This is a genomic window from uncultured Kushneria sp., from assembly GCF_947497025.1.
In the GTDB taxonomy this organism is placed as follows: domain Bacteria; phylum Pseudomonadota; class Gammaproteobacteria; order Pseudomonadales; family Halomonadaceae; genus Kushneria.
In genome coordinates this window covers 85832-107911 of the sequence record NZ_CANMFC010000004.1, presented here as the reverse complement: position 1 = coordinate 107911, position 22080 = coordinate 85832, and the positions used below count along the sequence as shown (strand labels likewise).

The window sequence follows — 22080 nt, the reverse complement described above, 5'->3', positions numbered from 1 at the left end:
AGATAATTGTGCGTATTAACAGATTGATCAGGGAGTAGGCCCGACCTATGGCAGGAGAAACCAACGCTTCCAATATGGTAGTCGGGCTGGATATCGGAACATCCAAGGTTGTGGCCATTGTTGGGCAACCCACCGATGACGGCGGCATAGAGATTGCCGGCATCGGCTCTCACCCCTCGCATGGCATGAAAAAAGGGGTGGTCATCAATATTGAATCGACAGTGCAGTCTATTCAGCGTGCCGTTGAAGAAGCCGAACTCATGGCGGGATGTGACATTCATTCTGTCTATGTTGGCATCGCCGGCAGCCATATCAGTTCCATGAATTCCGATGGCGTTGTGGCCATCAAGGAACGTGAAGTAGCGCCGTCCGATATCGATCGTGTCATTGATTCAGCCCGGGCACGTGCCATTTCCGAAGGCCAGCGAATTCTGCATGTATTGCCGCAGGAATATGCCATTGATACCCAGGAAGGTATTCGTGAGCCGCTGGGCATGTCGGGGGTGCGTCTTGAAGCGCGGGTGCATCTGGTCACGGCGGCGCTCAACGCCGTTCAGAATATCGAAAAGTGTGTACGTCGCTGCGGACTGGAAGTGGATGACATTATTCTCGAGCAGCTGGCTTCAAGCTATGCAGTACTGACCGAGGATGAGCGTGAGCTGGGTGTCTGCATGGTGGATATCGGCGGCGGCACGACCGATATTGCCGTCTTTACCGAAGGCGCCATACGTCATACTGCGGTCATTCCCATTGCCGGCGATCAGGTTACCAATGACATTGCCATGGCGCTGCGTACGCCGACCCAGTATGCCGAAGACATCAAGGTCAAGTATGCCTGCGCGCTGACACAGCTGGCATCCAGCGATGAAATGATTAAGGTGCCCAGTGTCGGCGATCGGCCGGCACGTGATCTTTCCAGACAGCATCTGGCCGAGGTGGTAGAGCCTCGCTACGAAGAGCTTTTTACCCTGGTGCGTGAAGAACTTCGGCGCAGTGGGTATGAAGATCTGGTAGCCGCCGGTATTGTATTGACAGGCGGCACCTCAAGAATGGAAGGGGTGGGGGAGCTGGCAGAAGAGATATTTCACATGCCGGTGCGGATTGCCTGCCCGCAAAACGTGCGAGGGTTGGCGGATGTCGTGCGCAATCCAATTTATTCGACCGGCGTTGGTTTGTTACTCTACGGCATGAAATATTCTCGCTACTCGCGATCTACGGCCCAACCCCGCCGGGATGAGCAGCCAAGACGTTACCAGTCCGAGCGCCAGGACAACGAGCGGCTCTCCTCAACCATTACGCGGATCAAGGGCTGGTTAAAAGGAAATTTCTGACAGGACTGCCGTGGCGGTCCAGGAGACGGGGTTATGTTTGAGCTTGTAGACAATGCGCCATCCAGCAGCGCGGTAATCAAGGTAATCGGCGTAGGTGGTGGCGGCGGCAATGCTGTCAATCACATGGTCGAAAGCAATATCGAAGGCGTTGAATTCATCTGCGCGAACACCGATGCGCAGGCGCTCAAGAGAGTTGCTGCCAAAACCGTTTTGCAGCTGGGCAGTGAAATTACCAAGGGATTGGGTGCCGGGGCAAATCCGGAAGTCGGCCGTCAGGCTGCCATGGAAGACCGCGAGCGTATTGCCGAGCTTTTGCAGGGTGCTGATATGGTGTTTATCACTGCCGGCATGGGCGGTGGTACCGGCACCGGCGGTGCGCCTGTCGTGGCACAGGTGGCCAAGGAACTGGGCATTTTGACCGTGGCCGTGGTCACGCGCCCGTTCCCGTTCGAGGGTCCCAAGCGCCAGCGTGCCGCTGAAGAAGGGATGAAGGAGCTTTCCGAGCATGTTGACTCCCTGATCACCATTCCGAATGAAAAGTTGCTGACAGTTCTGGGCAAGAATGCCAGCCTGCTGACAGCCTTCAGCGCTGCCAATGACGTATTGCTGGGGGCCGTACAGGGCATCGCGGAGCTGATTACCAGCCCGGGTATCATTAACGTCGACTTTGCAGACGTTCGCACGGTGATGTCCGAGATGGGCATGGCCATGATGGGTACCGGAACGGCCATGGGCGAAAATCGTGCTCGGGAGGCGGCCGAGAAGGCCATTCGCAGTCCGCTACTGGAAGATATCGATCTCAACGGCGCGCGCGGCATTCTGGTCAACATTACGGCCGGCCCGGATCTCTCCATCGGTGAGTTCAATGACGTGGGTGCCACGGTACAAGAGTTTGCTTCTCAGGACGCGACCATTGTGGTGGGTACCGCCATCGATATGGAAATGACTGACGACTTGCGCGTGACCGTTGTGGCAGCAGGCCTTGATGGCCGTGTGGAGAAGGCTACGCCGCGTCAGACGCAGGCGTCCCGCAGTGATCAGTCGGACTACCGTCGCATGGCGCGTCAGCCAGCCGTCTCACGCCAGCAGGCGGCGTCGCGTGAAAAAGAGAAGGAAAAGGAGCAGCAAAAGGCTTCTCGCGAGTCTCGTGAGCGTCGCCAGAAGTCTCAGGAAATGGATGACTATCTGGATATTCCGGCCTTTCTGCGCCGCCAGGCAGACTAATTTAATTGGGCGGCCTTTCGGGGCCGCCCAATTTTATGATGATTATAAAAATATAAAGATCGACTAATCGAACACTGTTCGTTGTCGAACCCCCAAGGGAACTGTTACCATATAAACAACTGTTTGAATGTTTCCTGCCTGGTAGCTCAGACTATGATCCGTCAAAGAACACTACAGAACACCATTCGCGCGACAGGCGTTGGCCTGCATTCGGGTAAAAAGGTTTACCTGACGCTGCGTCCGGCACCAGCCAATACCGGGATCGTGTTTGTACGTACCGATCTGGACCCGGTCGTTCGTATCCCGGCACACCCGGAAAATGTCCACTTTACGACCATGTGCACAGCCGTCGCTGTTGGCGATGTACGTGTCTCCACGGTTGAGCACCTGATGTCAGCCTTTGCCGGGCTGGGCATCGATAATGTCTTTGTTGATCTCAGCGAACCGGAAGTACCCATCATGGATGGTAGCGCCGGCCCGTTCGTTTTCCTGATTCAATCGGCAGGCATTGCCGAGCAGGAAGCGGCCAAGAAGTTTATCCGTATCAAGCAGGAGCTGACGGTCAAGGATGGTGACAAGTATGCGACCTTCCTGCCGCATGATGGTTTCAAGGTCAGCTTTGCCATCGACTTTGATCATCCGGTGTTTGCCAGCCAGAAGCAGACCACAAGCGTTGATTTCTCAACGACCTCGTTTGTGAAGGAAGTCAGCCGTGCGCGTACCTTTGGCTTCATGCGTGATATCGAATTCCTGCGTTCCCAGAATCTGGCGCTGGGCGGCAGCCTCGACAATGCGATCGTGGTCGACGAATACCGCATTCTGAACGAGGATGGCCTTCGTTATGAAGACGAGTTCGTGCGCCACAAGGTGCTGGATGCCATCGGCGATCTCTACCAGCTCGGCTACAGCCTGATCGGTGAGTTCCGCGGTTACAAGTCCGGTCACGGGCTCAATAACCAGCTGGTCCGCGCGTTGCTTCAGCATCAGGAAGCCTTTGAAATCGTGACCTTTGAGGATCGTGAGACCTCGCCGATTTCCTATTCCGAGCCCGCCATGGCCATGTAACCTTTCGGGTTGTCCGGCAGGAACGTCAACAGTCAAAAAAGGCACCGATCAGCGATCGGTGCTTTTTTGTTGCAGGTCCTTTATCAGGGATACATAACGACTACTGGCTGTTCTGACCGCCATGCGAAGCCAGGCGTTCAAGCGATTTTCTAAGGCGAGGGCTGGTCGTATCACGGGCGCATTCACGAAGCTGGTCAGCCGCGGCTTCCGGCAGTTCGCGGGTTTGCGCCTGCGGGGTATAGGTGGGTCGAATGGGGCGAACCTTGAAGGTTAATCCCTGAAGGTCCTGAAGTGCCGGGAGCTGTCGCAGCAGGCTCAGCAGGCGCTGGCGTTCAAAGCGCAGCCAGGTCAGCCAGACGGCGCGGTCCGTCATTAGCGTCAGATGGCCATCACGATAGCCACCGACACGAACGTGATCCTTCAGTTCGTCGGGCAGCGTCGCGAGAAGATGTTCCTGCGCTTCGAGCAGGATACCGGCCGTATGAATCAGCGGTGCCAGAGCGCCACGGGTGCGTAACAATTGCCCCACGGGCTGGGCGCGTACTCCTTTACCCTTTATACTCATGGCCCTGCCGCGCGATCATTAAGGATGGCGCCAATTTATCACGGCTGATCCTCAGATTGACAGCATGACCCATCCCGCTCGTACATTCCGCTTGCCACGGGGCTTCAGGACTCGATGGTGGCTGGCCGGTATTCTGATTGGCTGTCTTTTGCCGATCGGCATGGCCGATGCTCGCCTGGGGGGCACGGCGGCCCAGCTGATCCGGATCTGTTTTCATTCGCCAGACCATATTCGCGCCGAATCGCGCCGACGATATCGTCTCAGACGGCTGGTGCTGCGCGTCTGGCGCCTGCCGGTAGCGCTCTCCCGTGTTGTGGTACGCACGGTATTGCCTGTTCGGCCCTGGCTTGGCATGTCGACAGGCCATGATGTGCTGTCGCGCCGCGGCCCGCCTTCGACGTGTCATTGCCCTTGCTAAAGACATGACACGACGACACAGGATAAAGAGATGCTGAATACGCTGTTACGCAAAATGGTCGGAAGCAAGAACGACCGTGAAATCAGACGCATGCGCAAGACTGTTACGAAAATCAATGCACTGGAAGAGGCCATCAGTGCCCTTGATGATAGTGCCCTGAAGCAGCAGACCACCCTGTTTCGCGAGCGGCTTGCCAATGGCGAGACGCTTGAAAAACTGCTGCCCGAAGCCTTTGCCACCGTGCGTGAGGCCACCAAACGTGTGATGGGCATGCGCCAGTTCGATGTTCAGATGATTGGCGGCATGGCGCTCAATGAAGGTCGGATTGCCGAGATGAAAACCGGCGAGGGCAAGACGCTGGTGGCAACGCTTGCCGTCTATCTCAATGCACTGCCTGGGCTGGGCGTTCACGTGGTCACGGTCAACGATTATCTGGCGCGTCGTGATGCGGACTGGATGCGCCCGCTGTATGAGTTTCTGGGCCTGTCCGTAGGGGTGATCTACGCCGGGCAGCAGCCGCGGGACAAGCGCAGTGCCTATGCCTGCGATATTACCTACGGCACCAACAACGAGTACGGCTTTGACTATCTGCGTGACAACATGGCCTTCTCCCAGGCTGACAAGGTCCAGCGCAGGCTCAACTACGCCATTATCGATGAAGTGGACTCGATCCTGATCGATGAGGCGCGCACGCCGCTGATCATTTCGGGGCCCGTGGATGAAAACGTCGATATCTATCGCACCATCCATCAGCTGGTAGAGCCGCTGGTGCCCAGCGAAGATCCGGAAGATCCCGAAACCGGCGATTTCATCATCGATGAGAAGCAAAAGCAGATCGAGCTGACCGAGCGTGGTCACAACGAGATCGAAAACCTTTTGCGTCAGGCCGGCCTGCTGCCTGATGAGGACTCGCTGTACGCCGCTCATAACCTGGGGCTTTTGCATCACGTCTCAGCCGCACTCAGGGCCAAGCATCTTTTCCATCGCGATGTAGACTATGTGGTCACCAAGGGTGAGGTCATCATCGTCGATGAGCACACCGGACGTACCATGCACGGTCGGCGCTGGTCTGAAGGCCTTCACCAGGCGGTCGAGGCCAAGGAGAACGTGGAAGTCCAGAAGGAGAGCCAGACTCTGGCGTCCACCACCTTCCAGAACTATTTCCGTCTCTACGACAAGCTCTCGGGGATGACTGGTACGGCCGATACCGAAGCCTTCGAGTTCCGTGAGATCTACGACCTGGACGTGCTGGTCATCCCGACCAATAAGCCAAGGGCGCGAAAGGATCTCAACGATCTGGTCTTCATGACGACCCAGGAGAAGTTCGAGGCCATCATTGAAGACATCAAGGTGAAGCAGGCCGAAGGTCGGCCGGTGCTGGTCGGTACCGCGTCGATCGAAAGCTCTGAAGTGCTCTCCGAGATGATGCGCAAGCAGCAGCTGGCCCATAACGTCCTTAATGCCAAGCAGCATGATCGGGAAGCCGAGATCATCGCCCAGGCCGGCCGTCCGGCGGCGGTGACCATTGCCACCAACATGGCCGGTCGCGGTACCGACATCATGCTGGGCGGTAACTGGGAGTCCGAAGTGGCTGCGCTCGACAACCCGAGCGAGGCGGCCATCGAGGCCATCAAGGCCGAATGGAAAAAACGCCACGATGCGGTTATCGAGGCAGGCGGTCTGCATGTGATTGGCACCGAGCGCCACGAATCCCGTCGTATCGATAATCAGCTGCGTGGCCGTTCCGGTCGTCAGGGGGACCCGGGCTCAACCCGCTTTTTCCTGTCGCTGGAAGACAACCTGATGCGTCTGTTCGGCTCCGAGCGCGTACAGAAAATGATGGGCGTGCTGGGCCTTGAGAAGGGCGAGGCCATCGAGCACAAGATGGTCAGTAACGCGGTCGAGCGTGCCCAGCGCAAGGTGGAAGGGCGCAACTTCGACATGCGCAAGCAGCTGCTGGAATACGATGACGTGGCCAACGACCAGCGTCGCGTCGTCTATGACCAGCGAGACGAAATTCTGGCCTCCGACGACGTTTCCGACAACGTTCAGGGTCTGCGTGTCGAGATGCTCGATTACGCCATCTCAAGCTATGTGCCACCTCAGAGTATGGCCGAGCAATGGGATCTGGCCGGGCTCGAAGAGCATCTGCGTCAGGAGTTCAATCTGGACGCGCCGGTCGTTGCCTGGGCGCGGGAGGATGAAGGCTTCCACGAAGAGATGCTGCGCGAGCGACTGCACGAGCAGCTTCGCAAGGCCTGGGAGGCGAAGGAAGCGTCCGTCGGTGACGAGACCATGCGTCGCTTTGAAAAACAGGTCATGCTTCAGGTGCTCGATACCCGCTGGAAGGAACACCTGCAGTCGATGGATCACCTGCGTCGCGGTATCCATCTGCGCGGCTACGCCCAGAAAAACCCCAAGCAGGAATACAAACGCGAATCCTTCGAGCTGTTCCAGACGCTGCTGCACAACATCAAATCCGATGTCGTGCGCATCCTCAGCCACGTTCAGGTTCGTCAGCAGGCAGATCCGGAAACGCTTGAGCGCGAGCGTCGTGAAAACCTGCAGCGTGAACAGCAGGCCAGCGAGATGACGCGCACCGATGTCGCGCACGAAGAGGTGCCGGCGCCCGAGATCAGCGAAGAAGCGGTTGCCGCGGCCGAAGCCGTTCAGAACCCGACCGTGCGCCGCGACGAGCCGAAGGTCGGGCGTAACGATCCCTGCCCGTGCGGGTCCGGCAAAAAGTACAAGCACTGCCACGGCAGTCTCGATAAATAATCATTGATGTACGCGCCCTGCCCGGTGACCGTACAGGCGCCGGGTAGGCCACAGGAACAGCACAGGGGAGTGGTCATGGCCGTAGGTAAAGCGCATTTTCCCGATATGCCCTGCATCGAAGGGCTGCGACTGGGCACGGCCCGGGCCGGCATCAAGAAGGCGGATCGTCGTGATCTGGTCATTTTTGAACTGGCTGAAGGCAGTCATGTGGCCGCTACCTTCACGCGCAACGCCTTTTGCGCCGCACCGGTACATGTGGCACGGCGCCATCTGGCAGACGGTGCACCGCGTTATCTGCTGATCAATACCGGCAATGCCAATGCCGGCACCGGCGAGTCGGGCATGCAGGATGCGCTGGCCTGCTGTGCGGCACTCGCCGAGCGTACCGGTCAGCTGCCGGAGCAGGTGCTGCCCTTTTCCACAGGGGTGATCGGAGAGCCGTTGCCGGTTGAGCGGATTCGCAATGGTCTGGATGAAGCCTTGGCATCACTGGATGCCGAGCAGTGGCAGGCCGCGGCCGAAGGCATCATGACCACCGATACGTGCCCCAAGGGTGCCACACGCACGATCATGATCGAGGGGCAGCCGGTCACCATTAACGGCATCTCCAAGGGGGCCGGCATGATCTGCCCCAACATGGCCACCATGCTGGCCTTTGTGGCGACCGATGCCGCCATTGCCCATGACACGCTGCAGTCCCTGCTGCGCGAAAGCGTCAATAGAAGTTTCAATCGCATCACCATCGATTCCGATACATCCACCAATGATGCCTGCACGCTGGTCGCGACGGGGTGTGGTGTGGCGATTGATGGCGATGAGGCGCTGGAGCAGTTTGCCCGCGCCCTTGATGAGGTGCTGCTGTCGCTGGCTCAGGCGATCGTGCGTGACGGCGAAGGGGCGACCAAGTTTGTCACTGTTGCCATTGAGGAGGCGGCCAGCGGTGACGAAGCGCTGGCAGTCGCCTTTAGCGTCGCGCACTCGCCGCTGGTCAAGACAGCGCTCTATGCCAGCGATGCCAACTGGGGCCGTCTGCTGATGGCAGTTGGCAAGGTGCCCATCGAGGATTTCGATGTCAGCCAGGTTGCGATCGAGATCAATGGTGTCACCATTGCGCGTCAGGGAGGCCGAGCGCAGGAATACCGCGAGGAAGCCGGGGCAGCCGTCATGGCGGAAGAAGAGATCAATATCACGATCCATCTGGGGCGGGGTACGGCACGAGAGCAGGTCTGGACATCGGATCTCTCCCACGATTACGTCTCCATCAATGCCGATTATCGCAGCTGACGAGCGCCAGATGCGCTGTCGCTATTACGCTTCGGGGTGGCAGCGTTGCGCCACCCCCTCTACCGATTGATATTCACGCATCATGAAAGGTCATGCCAGCATGCCGAAAAGAAGGGTACATGTCGCCGCTGCGGCCATTTTCAACGATCAGGGCCAAGTGCTGATTGCACGGCGGCCATCGATTGCCGATCAGGGCGGACTGTGGGAATTCCCCGGTGGCAAGCTGGCTCCGTATGAAACCGGGCTTGAAGCGCTGCGTCGTGAGCTGCGCGAAGAGCTGGGCATCAGCATTCAGCGCGCTCAGCCGCTGATTCGTGTCCATCATGAGTATCCCGACAAGCATATTTTGCTCGATGTCTGGGAAACCCACGATTTCGAGGGCGAGCCCTGGGGGCGTGAAGGCCAGGCCGTGCGCTGGGTCAATCCGGATGATCTGGGCCGCTACGCCTTCCCGGCGGCCAACGGTCCCATCATTCGTGCCGTGACCCTGCCTCATGATTATCTGATCACGGGGGAAGCCAGTGATGAAGATGAATTCGACCGCAAGCTCGAGCGCGCGCTGGTGGAAGATGACATCAAACTGGTACAGCTGCGCGCCCATGATCTGGATGAAAGTGCTTACCGGGCGCGCGCCGAACGGGCGCTGGCGAAATGTCGCGAGCATGGAGCGTCGCTGATTCTCAACTGTTCGCTGGAGACGTTCAGGGCCGTGAATGCCGACGGCCTGCACCTGCCCAGCCGTGAGCTGATGGCGCTGACGCATCGCCCCATAGAAGAAGGCAAGTGGCTGGCAGCCTCCACGCACAATGATGAACAGCTGGCTCAGGCCCAGCGCCTGGGCTGTGATTTCGCAACGCTGTCGCCGGTGCGTGAAACCCCCAGCCACCCGGGCGCGGTGACCATTGGCTGGCATGACCTGCAACAGATGGTCGAAGAAGTAACGATGCCGGTGTATGCCCTGGGCGGCACTTCCCGCGATGACGGTGACCGGGCGCGTGCCGTGGGCGCGCAGGGAATTGCCTCGATTCGTGAATTCTGGCGCTAGGCCAACACATTCGACATAAAAAAGGGCCACCCCATCGGGGTGGCCCTTTTGCATTCATGGCCTGCAGGTGTGCCGCAGATATTAAGCGCCGAGGGTTACTGGTCGCCGCGTTCGATGCGATTCATGAGCTCATCGAGGCTGGCATCATCCATGGCCGGCTCTCCGGCAATGCGGTGCGACTCATCGGCCCAGGCACCAAGATCAATCATCTTGCAGCGTTTGGAACAAAACGGACGCCACGGATTGTCGCTGGTCCAGTAAAGTCGCTTGCCGCACCGGGGGCAGGGCACGACAGGGGTCTGATTCTCATCACTCATTGGGCGTTGTACTGACTGGCAAGCTGGCGGTAAAAAAGATCGAGCCGATCGATTCGGGCCTCGACCACGTGAAAGCTACCGACATTGTCGATAACGTCGTCGGCGCTGGCAAGTCGTCGATTGCGCGACATCTGGGCGTCCACGATGGCACGCGCCTGAGCCTCGGACACGCCGTCGCGTTCACAGGTCCGTCTGATCTGCTCCTGTGGTGGCACATCGATCACCAGAATCCGGTTCACCAGCTGATGCTGATCGGTATCCAGCAGCAGCGGGGAGACCAGCAGGGCATAGGGTCCTGACAGGGTTTCAAGACGTTGAATCAGTCTTTCGCGAATACGCGGGTGCGTGATGGCCTCAAGGCTCTGGCGCGCCTGAGCGTCATCGAAAATGATCTGGCGCAGGGCAGCCCGATTCAGCTCGCCCTGTTCGGTCATGACGGCGTCGCCAAAGCGCTCGCGGATGTCGGCCAGGGCCGGCTCACCGGGCATGACGACCTCGCGGGCCAGATGATCCACATCGACCCAGGCCGCCCCGCGCCTGGCGAAGGCTTCGGCGATGGTGGTCTTGCCGGCGGCAATACCGCCGGTCAGGCCGATAATCAACATGAGAGCTCCCAAGGATAAGCGTTGTGATGCCCGAGGGCGAAAATGGATACAGAAACTAGATCGCAAGGCCAATGATGTTGTAATACAGCGCAATGACCCTGTCACCTCCCAGCAGTATCAGCATGCCCGCCGCGCTCAGAAAGGGGCCAAAGGGCATCGGCGCGCCTCGAAGGCGAGGGATGACCAGCTGAATCATGATGCCGATCACGGCGCCCGTGGTGGCCGAGAGCACCAGAATCAGTGGCAGGGACATCCAGCCACACCAGGCGCCCAGGGCGGCCAGCAGCTTGAAATCGCCACGGCCCAGACCCTCTCGGCCCGTCGCAAGGCGAAAGAGCCAGTAAAATCCCCAGGCAACACCATAACCGGCCATCGCGCCAATGACGGACTCTGCCAGCCTGTCGGGTTGGCTGGTCAACTGATACAAAAGTCCGCCCCACAGCAGGGGCAGGGTCAGCACATCCGGCAGCAGCATCGTGCGCCAGTCGATGACGGCCAGTGCCAGCAGTGTCAGACAGGCCAGCGTCAGGGCCAGCCCGGTCAATGTCATGCCGTGGTGCCATATGATCCACAGCGCCAGCATCATGCTGGCCGCCTCGACCAGCGGATACTGCACGCTGATGGCGCCCCGACACTGCGCGCAGCGTCCCCGGCGTTTCAGATAGCCTACCAGGGGGATATTGTCATGCCAGGCAATGGCCGTGTCACATTCAGGACAGCGAGAGCGCGGAACAAGCAGGTTGCAGCGCTTTTGCGCCGGTGGTGTCAGCGCAAGCGTCTGATGGGCTTCCCGTGTCCACTGTTGTGACAGCATCACGGGCAGTCTGGCAATCACCACGTTGAGAAAGCTGCCCAGGGTCAGTGCCAATAGCGCCACCAGACACAGCAAAAAGGGATCGGTCAGCGAGGGCATATCGAAGCTCCTATATGGCACTGCCAAGATCGAATACGGGCAGATACATCGAGACCACCACCCCGCCCACTAGTGAGCCGAGTACCACGATAATCAGGGGTTCCATCAGGGTGGTCAGCGTATCGACCCGGCTTTCGACCTCGGCATCGTAAAAATCGGCCACTCGGTTGAGCATGGCTTCCAGTGCGCCGGACTCCTCGCCAATCGCCACCATCTGCAGGGCCATGGGCGTGAAAAGCCCCGTAGTGCGCATGGCAAAATTGAGCTGTTGTCCGGTACTGACATCCTGGCGCACGCGATCGATGGCCTGCTCAAACACCAGATTGCCGCAGACGCCGCCCGCCGTTTCCAGTGCCGACATCAGGGGCACACCGGCGGCAAAGGTAGTGGCAAGCGTTCGTGAAAATCGCGCAATGGCGGCCCTTTCAATCACCGGGCCGATGATTGGAAGCCTGAGCATTAAACGGCTGGCCTGAAACGCCAGGGCCGGCGAGCGTGCCAGCAGGCGACGAGTGAAAAAGCCGATGGCCAGCGTGGCCAGCAGTACCTGCCACCAGAGACGCTGTGCCGCTTCCGAGAGCGCAATGGTCATTCGGGTCGGGGCCGGCAATTCGGCGCCGAAGCTTGCGAACATGCTTTCAAACTGTGGCACGACCTTGATCAGCAGCAGTGCGGTCACGGCAATGCCCACGGCCACGACGGCGGCGGGATAATACAGTGCCTTGCGAACGCGCCCCTTGAGATTGTCAAGACGCTCCTTGTTGGTGGCGATACGATCGAGCATACGATCCAGAGCACCGGCCTGTTCCCCGGCCTCGATCAGATGAATAAACAGCTGGTCAATATGGCGCGGGTGCGCCGCCAGTGCCTGGGAAAAGCTCATGCCGCTTGAGACGTCCTGCTTGAGTGTCTCGATAAAGTGGCGCAGGGCGGGGCGATTGGTGCCGTTGGCGACCGCCTCCAGAGACTGCAGAAGGGGTACGCCGGCGCGGATCATGGTGGCCATCTGACGAGCAAACAGGGTGATGTCTTCCCCCCTGATGCGATGACCCATACCGGGCAGGGTGCGCTTGCGGTTCAGGCGAGTGACGACAATGCCCTGTGACGACAGCTGACGACGAATGTCATGTTCGCTGATACCGTGCATTTCCCCTCTGACCCGTTCGCCACGGCCATTCTTGCCCATCCACCGAAAGGTGGTGGCCTGACCCGATGAAGCAGATGAGCGTTTTGACAGGGCAGAAAATGCCATGGCAGCGATTACTCCTGAATGATCCGGTTGAGTTCTTCCAGCGTGGTCAGTCCCGTCAGCACCTTGTGAAGGCCGCTGCGACGCAGGTCATGGTGGCCTTCTCGTCTTGCCTGCTTTGCCAGTGCCATGGCGCCGGCATCCTGCATGATCAGATGACTCATGGCGGATGAAATCGGCACCATTTCATAGATGCCTACGCGCCCCCGATACCCATGGGTACAGTGCTCACAGCCTACGGCCTGATACAGCGTGGCCTGGTCGATCTGCGCGTCATCCAGGCCCTGATGCTTGAGCACTTCGCGAGGCAGCGTCACCGGTTGCCGGCAGCGCTCACACAGTCGGCGCGCCAGCCGCTGGGCGATGATCAGACTGATGGAAGTGGCAATGTTGAACCCTGCCACGCCCATGTTGCCCAGCCGGGTCAGGGTTTCGGCCGCAGAATTGGTGTGCAGCGTCGACAGCACCAGGTGTCCGGTCTGCGCCGCCTTGATGGCGACTTCAGCGGTTTCCAGATCGCGAATTTCTCCCACCATGACCACGTCGGGGTCCTGACGCAGAAAGGCGCGCAGGGCGGCGGCAAAATCAAAGCCGATATTGGGGCGCACGTTGACCTGGTTGATGCCTTCAAGCTTGATCTCGACCGGGTCCTCGGCGGTGGCAATGTTGCGCGCCTCGGTGTTGAGCAGATTGAGCGCGGTATAGAGCGTGACGGTCTTGCCGCTGCCGGTCGGCCCGGTGGCCAGGATCATGCCCTGCGGCCGAGCGATGGCCTGTTCAAAGACGTTGCGCTGCTCGGGCGTAAAGCCCAGTGCATCAATGCCCATGCGGGCGCTGTCCGGGTCCAGCAGACGCATGACGATCTTTTCGCCAAACAGCGTTGGCAGGGTGTTCACGCGAAACTCGACGTGACGTTTGGTCGACAGTTTCAGGCGCACGCTGCCGTCCTGGGGCAGGCGTCGCTCCGAGATATCCAGCCGTGCCATCACCTTGATGCGGGCGGCGATGCGCTGTCGAAGCTGCGCTGGCGGGCGGGAAGCTTCCATAAGAATACCGTCCACCCGAAAGCGAATCCGAAAGCTTTCATCAAATGGCTCGAAATGGATATCGGAAGCGCCCCGGCGAATGCCGTCCAGCAGGATCTGTTTGACGAAGCGCACCACCGGCGCGTCGTCGCTGGATTGAAAGGAGGCGTCTTCTGTCTGATCCAGAACCAGATCGCCTTCCTCAAGCGCCAGGGTCTCGATGGCGTTCTGGCCCTCCAGCAGTGCCAGGGCGCCCTCGCCATGGACTTCCAGGTACTGCTCAAGCCTGCCCGCGAGCTGCTCGGCCGGCGCCAGGACGCCTTCCACGCTCATGCCGATCACGAACTGAAGCTCATCGAGTTCGGGCAGGCGAGAGGGGTCATCCACCGCCACGATCAGAGAGCGCTCCTGACGCAGCAGGGGGAGTACGCCCAGCCGGCGAATCATGGACTCCGGCAACCCCTGCAGCGGCGGCAGGCGTACGACCGGGATGGCGTCCAGATCGACACAGCCCAGTCCAAAGGCCCAGCCGGCACTCTGGATCGCATCGCGCTGCGATATGCCGGTCTCTTCAATGATCAGTCTGAGCAGTGCCCGCTTTTCGCGATGGGCCTGCCCTTCAAGTGCCAGCGCCTGATCGGCTTCCAGCAGGCCATCCTCGACCAGCTGATGGGCGAGGCTGCGCAGGGGGTTGGCAGACAGTTGAGTAAGGGCGTCCGACATGCACGTACATCCATTTGGCCAGCGGGATTGGCGACTTGTCCCATGTTATCGGCGGGCGTTTCCTTCTCTAAAGTTCCCGGTGCTTTTGTCGTTAAAGGCTCTGCGTCAATCAACAATCAAACGCAAAATATACCGTTATCCTGCTCGCTGGGCAGGGACACATGCATTCAATCGGGAAGGACATGTCAATGGCAGGCAGGCAGGGTGGTTTTACGTTGATCGAACTGATGATCGTGGTCGCCATCATCGGTGTACTGGCGGCCATTGCCGTGCCGCGCTATCAGGATTATGTGGCGAGGTCGGAAACGGGTTCTGCATTGGCGACACTCAAGAGCTCGCAGGTCAGTATCGAAGAGTCAGTACTAAGAGGGCAAACCCTCAGCATGACGCCAAATGATGCAGGCTTTATCGGCATCACTGATGCGGATGTGAAAATGGGCACTTTGACTATTCCTGAAACAAACAAAGACAACACTGGCGTTGCATCTGTACAAATTGCTTTTAGCACGGACGCTAGCTCTTCTTTAAGCGGTGATACTATCGCCTTAAACAGATCTGGCGATGGGACATGGTCCTGTACCGCAACCGTAGAGGCTCAATACATGCCAAAGGCCTGTGAGACAGCGGGTTCCACGCCTACCTCCGGCTCATAATAAGTATTAATCGAACGCTTAAAGCCGGCCCCGCGCCGGCTTTTGTTTTTATAAGCCTTTCCGGCTGCGCCATTTTTCCTTAACCGCTATAGTAGCGCGCACCTGTTGATCATTCTGGATGCAATGCATGCTGCGTCTGCCGCTTTTTCGTAATCCGGCCGGAATAGGCCCCATTCTGCGCATTCTGGCCATGCTGCTGCTGGTGTTGTCGCTGTTCATGCTGATTCCGCTGTTTTTGCTGGCGCTTGAAGGCGATGGGCAGATGTGGCCCTTTCTGTGGGCCTTTGCGGCGACCTTTGGCACGGGCGTGGCGGTGATACTGCTGACCTGGGGTGTGCATATCGAGCTGCGCCCCCGGCAGATGTTTATCCTGACCACCTCCAGCTGGGTGGTGATGTCTGCCTTTTCCAGTCTGCCCATGCAGTTCGGGGCGCCGCGTCTGTCGGTGGCCGATGCGGTGTTTGAATCGGTCTCGGCCATTACGACTACCGGCGCAACCGTGCTGGTCGGCATCGAACATCTCTCCGATGGGCTCAAGCTCTGGCGCGGCCTGATGCAGTGGGTCGGCGGGGTCGGGATCATCGTGATGGCGATTGCCGTGTTGCCCTTTCTGCGCGTGGGCGGCATGCGCCTTTTTCAGACCGAGTCCTCCGACTGGTCGGACAAGGTGCTACCCCGGGCCGGCACGGTCGCCAAGGCGATCGGTCTGGTCTATGTCGGCTTCACGATCGTCTCGATTGTCAGCTACTGGCTGGCGGGCATGCTGCCGCTGGACGCCGTGGTGCACGGCATGACGTCGGTGGCTACGGGTGGCTTTGCCAACTACGACGCCTCCTTCGGCCCATATGCCGACAAGCCCATCATTCTATGGCTGAGCATTCTTTCGATGCTGACCGGCGCGCTGCCCTTTGTGCTTTATATTCGCATGGCGCGTGAACGGTCGGGGGTGCTCTGGAAGGATCAGCAGGTGAGGGGGCTTCTGGCGCTGCTGGTGGTGGTCATTTCGTTATTGACCCTGTATCGCACCGTGCGTGGCATGGAGTTTTTCGATGCACTGACTCAGGTGGCCTTCAACGTGGTGTCGGTAGTCACCACCACCGGCTATGCCACGGATGACTATACGGTATGGGGCCCGCTGTCGGCAGCGGCCTTTTTCTATCTGATCTTTGTAGGCGGCTGTTCGGGGTCAACCAGCGGCGGCATGAAGATCTTTCGGTTTCAGGTGGGGCTGATCATGCTGGTCAATCAGCTGCGCTACCTGGTGCATGCCAACGGGGTCTTTGTGCAGCGCTATAACGGGCGTGTACTGACCGATGATCAGATTCGCGGCGTTATCGCCTTCTCCTTTTTCTTTTTCTTTACGGTAGCGGTGCTGGCGCTGGGGCTGTCGCTGATGGGGCTGGATTTGGTGACGGCCCTGTCCGGCGCTGCGACGGCGGTGGCCAACGTTGGTCCGGGGATCGGTGAGGTGATCGGCCCTGCGGGTAATTTTGCGTCGCTGCCGGATGCCGCCAAGTGGATGCTCAGTATCGGCATGCTGATGGGACGTCTGGAGATCCTGACCGTGCTGGTGCTGATGACGCCGACCTTCTGGCGCAAGTAGGCTGTCCTGCCCGGCGCCCTGCAAACAGGGCGCCGGCGTCAGAAAAGGCTGCTGTTCAAGACAGAGGGTTAGAGCGGGTCGCGCCCGGCACGATTGAGCACCGGGTTGGCATACTGACACAGCCACCAGGGGCGCAGCTCTTCCGGCACCTGCTCCAGGCGCTTGTTGAAGGCCTGACGGTCGGCCGGGGTGATGTCACTGGTATCGACAAGCTCGGGCGCATGTCCGGTGGCTTCCAGGGCCAGATAGTGGCTTGGGAAGAGCGTGTAGTTGTTCAGCACCTGACGGTCGATCTCCTGGGCGACACTGTCGTAATTGTCCTGGTCGCCTGTAAGCGGCGTGCCGAAAACCAGTCTGACCCGTCCCTTGTCGCCGGTAATGCCGGCGGCGATGGAGAGGATGTCTTCGTAGGCGATCTTTTCATACGCCACACCCTCATTGCGTGCCTTGAGCTCGCGCGCCTTTTGCTGATCGCAGGGATCGAATTCATAGCTGATGGAGACAGGCACGATGCGCAGCTCTGCAATCGTGTCGTTGACCGAGGCGTCCTTGTTCTTCATGCGTCGGGCCATGCCCAGCATCTTGATGATCGCGCTGTCGGTGCGATCCACGCCGTTCTTGGCGCGACCCTCGCGCTGCGCCAGCCAGATCGGATGGTTGTCATCGACAATCGAGTGGCGAATATAGTTGGACAGCTGCTGATAGGCCGCCAGCATGGCCCGCTTGCCTCGTGCCGAGCGGGGCACGATAAAGCTCTTGTTGAGCCGCATGAGGTCGGTCACATAGGGCTTTTGCAGCAGGTTATCACCGATGGCAATGCGCACGGTGCTGCGCCCGCTGTGATAGAGCGCGTAGTTGACAAACGCCGGGTCGAGCGCGATATCGCGGTGGTTGCCGATAAAGAGATAGGCCTTTTGTTGATCCAGATGCTCAAGACCTTCCACGCTGAAGGTGTTGGTCGTGTTCTGGATCATGCGCGCCATGTAGTGGGCAATGTGATTTTGAAAATCACTGACCGTATGAATGTTGCGTACTGCGCGTCTGAGCCCGTGGCGCGCCAGCGCGCGTGCCACACGAGGCGCGATACGGGCAAGTTTCGGCAGCCGGTAGCGCGTAATGGTATCGATGAACTCGTCATTGAGGACCAGACGAGCCAGCGTATCAACGACCTCGTCGTCGTTGTAGGGGCGTATGGCCTCGAAGTCGTCTACGGGCGGTAGCGCATCCGGGGAGGCGGTCATCTCGATTTCCGGGTCGTCAGACGATTGATTCATGGAGCTGCAGGCGCCGGCGTCGCTTCGCCACCCAGCCACTGCATCAGCCGTTCGGCCGTATCGCCCAGCACATGGGCCATGAGCGCAAACTCGGTCTCCATCTGCAGGACGGGATTGTCATCGCTGTCAGTATCATCGATCTCCTTGAGCACGGCATCGGCAAAGCGGATCGACTTGATGGACATGTCTTCCTGCAGTACCAGGGTCATCTGTTCTTCGATGTTCAGCGCCAGCTTGCTGGCCTGACGGCCCACATCCAGCGACATACGCACTTCCTCGCCATCCGGGTCAATGCTGCGGGCACGAAGAATGCCGTCATCGCCCTTGGCGCGAAGCTCAATCTGATCCCCCAGCACCATGCCTTCCGGGCGGGTGGTCGGGTCGGTCAGCCAAGTGGTCATGGTGCGTCCGGCCGGCGTCTGCGGGGCGAGTGGAATGACCTTGAGTGAGCCGAGCGATTCACGTAGCACATCGAGTATCTCCTCGGCGCGTTTGGCGCTCGAGGCATTGATGCCGATCAACCGGCGTTTGGTATCCCACCAGAGATCCGTACGTGAGGTGCGGGTAAAGGCACGCGGCAGCAGCTCCTCGACGATGCGCTCCTTGAGCGCCAGCTTGTCCCGGCGCCCGGGCGGGTAGCCCTGCTGGGCGGTCAGTGCCTCGACGCGCTCTTCGAGCGTTTCCTTGACCACGGCACTCGGCAGCAGTCGCTCCTGGCGCAGAAGCGTCATCAGGCGATGGCCCTGAACCTCGTGCACCAGTTGATCACCATGGCGTCCGGCAGGCGCTGCCCAGCCCACGCGACGGGCCTGAGTTTCGGTGACCGGCGTAAAGCGCCAGGGGTCGAGGGCCTGGGTGAGCTGATCCAGTGACCAGTCATGCTCATCGAGCAGGCGATAAAGTTGTAAATGCTTGAACCACATAGCGTCCTTTCCTTGAAGGCGCACATTATGTCGAATGGCAGGCGCGGGTGCCAGCGCTTGCGTAGCCTGATCCCATACTCCTGGACTATCCGATAATGACAGCCATCAATGTCGGGCCGGGAGCGCCATTATTGGCAGGCATTCAAATCGCCCCTGGATTGCATCACTGTCTGCCGGAGAGCGGTGGGGCTGTGGTACAATCGATGCCAACCAATTGGATCATTCGTGCGCAATCATGTGTGCGTCGTGATTGCATTACGGGTGTTCGCGCCTGAACGCTCCATGGCCCCTGCGGCCGGAGTGTTCAGGCAGTAGGGCTTCTTGAACAGGACCAGGATTTGACGACCCATGGGTGAGATCGCCAGAGAGATTCTGCCAGTCAATATCGAGGACGAGCTGAAGCAGTCGTACCTTGATTACGCGATGAGCGTCATCATCGGTCGAGCGCTGCCCGATGTCAGGGATGGACTCAAGCCGGTACATCGTCGCGTGCTGTATGCCATGCATGAACTGCGCAACGACTGGAACAAGTCCTATCTGAAATCGGCGCGTGTCGTGGGTGATGTTATCGGTAAGTATCACCCGCATGGTGATAGCGCCGTTTATGACACCATCGTGCGCATGGCCCAGGACTTTTCCATGCGCTACATGCTGGTGGATGGACAGGGCAACTTCGGCTCGATCGATGGTGATAGCGCTGCCGCCATGCGTTATACTGAAGTGCGCATGGCGCGTCTATCGCATGAGCTGCTCTCGGATCTGGAAAAGGATACGGTCGACTGGGTCGACAACTATGACGGCACCGAGCGTATTCCCGAGGTGCTGCCAACGCGTGTCCCCAATCTGCTGGTCAATGGTGCCTCCGGTATTGCTGTTGGCATGGCAACCAACGTGCCGCCGCACAACATGGCCGAGGTTATCGATGGCTGCCTGGCGCTGATCGAGGACCATACGCTCAGCATCGACGAGCTGATGGAGTACATTCCCGGCCCCGACTTCCCGACCGCCGGGATCATCAACGGCCGTGCCGGCATTCTGGACGCCTATCGTACCGGGCGCGGGCGCATCCACGTGCGCGCGCGTCATACCGTCGAGCACGATGAGCGCACCGGCCGCGATCATATTGTGGTGACCGAGCTGCCCTATCAGGTCAACAAGGCGCGTCTGATCGAGAAGATCGCCGAGCTGGTCAAGGAAAAGCGCATCGAGGGCATTGCCGAGCTACGTGACGAGTCCGACAAGGACGGTTTGCGCGTGGTCATTGAAACCCGTCGCGGCGAGTCCGGCGATGTGGTCGTCAACAATCTCTTTTCCCAGACCCAGCTTGAGACCGTGTTCGGTATCAACGTGGTGGCGCTGGAAAACGGCCAGCCCAAAACGCTCAATCTCAAACAGCTGCTGGAAGCCTTCATTCGCCACCGCCGCGAAGTGGTCACCCGTCGCACGCTATTTGAGCTGAAAAAGGCGAAAGAGCGCGGTCATATTCTTGAAGGCCTGACGGTCGCCATCTCCAACATTGATGAGGTGATCGAGCTGATCAAGGCCTCGCCCAACGCGGCCGAGGCGAAGGAAAAGCTGATAGCACGCGACTGGACGCCGGGCCAGGTCATCGACATGCTCGACCGCGCCGGCGCGACCTCCTGCAAGCCCGATGATCTCGAAGAGAGCTGTGGGCTTTCGGACGACCGCGGTCGCTATCAGCTTTCCGCTGCTCAGGCCCAGGCGATTCTGGAGCTGCGTCTGCATCGCCTGACCGGTCTTGAAACCGAAAAGCTGCTGGATGAATACAAGGGCATCCTTGATACCATCGCCGAGCTGACCCGCATTCTCTCGTCGGCCGATCGTCTGATGGAAGTGATTCGCGAGGAGCTGGAAGCCGTTCGTGACCAGTATCGTGACGGGCGTCGTACCGAAATTCAGAACAGCCGTCGTGATCTTACGATGGAAGATCTGATCGCGGCCGAGGACATGGTCGTCACCATCTCTCGCAGCGGGTATGCCAAGACCCAGCCGTTGTCCGACTATCAGGCGCAAAAGCGCGGTGGGCGTGGCAAGTCGGCGACCAGCATGAAGGATGAAGACGTCATCGAGCATCTGTTGGTGGCTTCGACCCACGACACCGTGCTGCTCTTCTCCGATCGAGGCAAGGTCTACTGGCTCAAGGTTTATGAAATGCCGCAGGCCTCGCGCGGCTCGCGCGGCCGTCCGCTGGTCAATCTGCTGTCGCTGGATGAAGGCGAGTGGATCACGGCGATCCTGCCGGTGAAGGAGTATTGCGATGACAGCTATATCTTCTTCGCGACTGCCAATGGCACCGTCAAGCGCACCACGCTGGATCAGTTCTCGCGTCCGCGTAGCGCCGGCCTGATCGCTCTCGATCTTGATGAAGGTGACCGCCTGGTAGGCGCTGCCATCACGTCCGGCAGCGATCATGCCATTTTGCTGTCTTCCAACGGCAAGGCGATCCGCTTTGATGAAAACGATGTGCGTGCCATGGGCCGTACGGCGCGCGGCGTGCGCGGCATGCGTCTGCTGGGTGACGCTCGTGTCATCAGCCTGATCATTCCCAGCACGACCACCATCGATGAAAGCGCCGACGATGAAACCGAAGTGGAAGCCAGTCAGATCAGCGAAGGTCAGTGCTATATCCTGACGGCGTCCATCAACGGCTATGGCAAGCGGACTCGACTCGAGGAGTTCCCGCTGCGTGGACGTGGCGGGCAGGGCGTGATCGCCATGCAGACCACGGCTCGTAATGGTGCACTGGTGGCTGCCATCCAGGTGGGCGAGAACGACGAGATGATGATGATCTCCGATCGCGGCACGCTGGTCCGTACGCGCGTCAGTGAAGTCTCCATCAGCTCGCGTAATACCCAGGGCGTTACCCTGATTCGTACCGTCAAGGGGGAAAGCCTGGTGTCCACGGTTCGTCTTGACGAGCTGGAAAAGGATGACGAGCTGGAAAATGACGACGAGGTGCTCGCCGGGGATGAGGCGGCATTGAGCGAGGGAGCCGACCAGGCGCCGGATGCCACCGATGACGGCGAGGCCGATTCGGCACGCGAAGAGTAGAACCATCGGCGCC

18 protein-coding genes are annotated in these 22080 nt (G+C 59.4%); 10 read left to right on the top strand and 8 right to left on the bottom strand.

Going from position 1 to position 22080, the window contains the following annotated elements; translation table 11 throughout:
- Positions 1-47 precede the first annotated feature (47 nt).
- The 3 genes from ftsA (at position 48) to lpxC (ending at position 3620) form a co-directional block, all read left to right on the top strand.
- A complete protein-coding gene (gene ftsA, locus Q0931_RS08815) occupies positions 48-1331 on the top strand; it encodes a cell division protein FtsA (protein ID WP_086901407.1) in 1284 nt (427 codons plus the stop codon).
- A 33-nt stretch (positions 1332-1364) separates the two neighbouring features.
- Positions 1365-2555 (top strand): cell division protein FtsZ, encoded by a 1191-nt coding sequence (gene ftsZ, locus Q0931_RS08810; protein WP_299259380.1) that lies wholly within the window; start codon positions 1365-1367, stop codon positions 2553-2555.
- Positions 2556-2708: 153 nt separating this feature from the next.
- Complete coding sequence (gene lpxC / locus Q0931_RS08805) at positions 2709-3620, top strand: UDP-3-O-acyl-N-acetylglucosamine deacetylase (protein ID WP_299259378.1); 912 nt, start codon at positions 2709-2711, stop codon at positions 3618-3620.
- Between the two features lie 100 nt (positions 3621-3720).
- Here the strand turns inward: lpxC and Q0931_RS08800 are convergent, their stop codons facing one another.
- On the bottom strand, positions 3721-4185 hold the full coding sequence (locus Q0931_RS08800; RefSeq protein WP_299259376.1) for a DciA family protein: 465 nt from the start codon (positions 4183-4185) through the stop codon (positions 3721-3723).
- A 64-nt stretch (positions 4186-4249) separates the two neighbouring features.
- Here Q0931_RS08800 and Q0931_RS08795 point away from each other — a divergent pair, with 64 nt between their 5' ends.
- The 4 genes from Q0931_RS08795 (at position 4250) to Q0931_RS08780 (ending at position 9710) form a co-directional block, all read left to right on the top strand.
- Entirely contained in the window at positions 4250-4603 is a 354-nt protein-coding gene (locus tag Q0931_RS08795) for a hypothetical protein (RefSeq protein ID WP_299259374.1), read from the top strand.
- Positions 4604-4633: 30 nt separating this feature from the next.
- Positions 4634-7381 (top strand): preprotein translocase subunit SecA, encoded by a 2748-nt coding sequence (gene secA / locus Q0931_RS08790; RefSeq protein ID WP_299259372.1) that lies wholly within the window; start codon positions 4634-4636, stop codon positions 7379-7381.
- A 75-nt stretch (positions 7382-7456) separates the two neighbouring features.
- The gene (argJ, locus tag Q0931_RS08785) at positions 7457-8665 is read left to right on the top strand and encodes a bifunctional glutamate N-acetyltransferase/amino-acid acetyltransferase ArgJ (protein WP_299259370.1); all 1209 of its coding nucleotides are present in this window, start codon (positions 7457-7459) and stop codon (positions 8663-8665) included.
- A gap of 100 nt (positions 8666-8765) precedes the next feature.
- The gene (locus Q0931_RS08780) at positions 8766-9710 is read left to right on the top strand and encodes a Nudix family hydrolase (protein ID WP_299259368.1); all 945 of its coding nucleotides are present in this window, start codon (positions 8766-8768) and stop codon (positions 9708-9710) included.
- A gap of 95 nt (positions 9711-9805) precedes the next feature.
- Here Q0931_RS08780 and yacG read toward each other — a convergent pair whose 3' ends face one another.
- The 5 genes from yacG to pilB are packed head-to-tail and all read right to left on the bottom strand — an operon-like array spanning position 9806 to position 14542.
- Positions 9806-10027, bottom strand: coding sequence for a DNA gyrase inhibitor YacG (yacG, locus tag Q0931_RS08775; protein ID WP_299259366.1), 222 nt, complete (start codon positions 10025-10027; stop codon positions 9806-9808).
- Positions 10024-10632 (bottom strand): dephospho-CoA kinase, encoded by a 609-nt coding sequence (coaE, locus tag Q0931_RS08770; protein WP_299259364.1) that lies wholly within the window; start codon positions 10630-10632, stop codon positions 10024-10026. Before coaE ends, yacG begins: the two co-directional genes overlap by 4 nt.
- Positions 10633-10687: 55 nt before the next feature.
- Positions 10688-11545, bottom strand: coding sequence for an A24 family peptidase (locus tag Q0931_RS08765; RefSeq protein WP_299259362.1), 858 nt, complete (start codon positions 11543-11545; stop codon positions 10688-10690).
- A gap of 10 nt (positions 11546-11555) precedes the next feature.
- A complete protein-coding gene (locus tag Q0931_RS08760) occupies positions 11556-12797 on the bottom strand; it encodes a type II secretion system F family protein (protein WP_299259360.1) in 1242 nt (413 codons plus the stop codon).
- A gap of 8 nt (positions 12798-12805) precedes the next feature.
- On the bottom strand, positions 12806-14542 hold the full coding sequence (gene pilB, locus Q0931_RS08755; protein WP_299259358.1) for a type IV-A pilus assembly ATPase PilB: 1737 nt from the start codon (positions 14540-14542) through the stop codon (positions 12806-12808).
- Positions 14543-14730: 188 nt separating this feature from the next.
- On the opposite strand from pilB, the gene Q0931_RS08750 reads away from it, so the two are divergent.
- Together Q0931_RS08750 and Q0931_RS08745 are read left to right on the top strand one after the other, a co-directional pair.
- Positions 14731-15195, top strand: coding sequence for a pilin (locus tag Q0931_RS08750; protein ID WP_299259356.1), 465 nt, complete (start codon positions 14731-14733; stop codon positions 15193-15195).
- 127 nt (positions 15196-15322) lie between these two features.
- Entirely contained in the window at positions 15323-16798 is a 1476-nt protein-coding gene (locus tag Q0931_RS08745; protein ID WP_299259354.1) for a TrkH family potassium uptake protein, read from the top strand.
- Between the two features lie 68 nt (positions 16799-16866).
- On the opposite strand, the gene Q0931_RS08740 is transcribed toward Q0931_RS08745, so the two are convergent.
- Both Q0931_RS08740 and Q0931_RS08735 read right to left on the bottom strand, forming a co-directional pair.
- On the bottom strand, positions 16867-18039 hold the full coding sequence (locus Q0931_RS08740; RefSeq protein ID WP_299259914.1) for a 1-acyl-sn-glycerol-3-phosphate acyltransferase: 1173 nt from the start codon (positions 18037-18039) through the stop codon (positions 16867-16869).
- Positions 18040-18068: 29 nt separating this feature from the next.
- Positions 18069-18995, bottom strand: coding sequence for a recombination-associated protein RdgC (locus tag Q0931_RS08735; protein ID WP_299259352.1), 927 nt, complete (start codon positions 18993-18995; stop codon positions 18069-18071).
- Positions 18996-19343: 348 nt separating this feature from the next.
- Here Q0931_RS08735 and gyrA point away from each other — a divergent pair, with 348 nt between their 5' ends.
- Positions 19344-22067 carry a DNA gyrase subunit A gene (gene gyrA, locus Q0931_RS08730; protein WP_299259350.1) on the top strand — a complete coding sequence of 908 codons (2724 nt, stop codon included), beginning with the start codon at positions 19344-19346 and terminating at the stop codon, positions 22065-22067.
- The last annotated feature ends 13 nt before the right edge of the window (positions 22068-22080 follow it).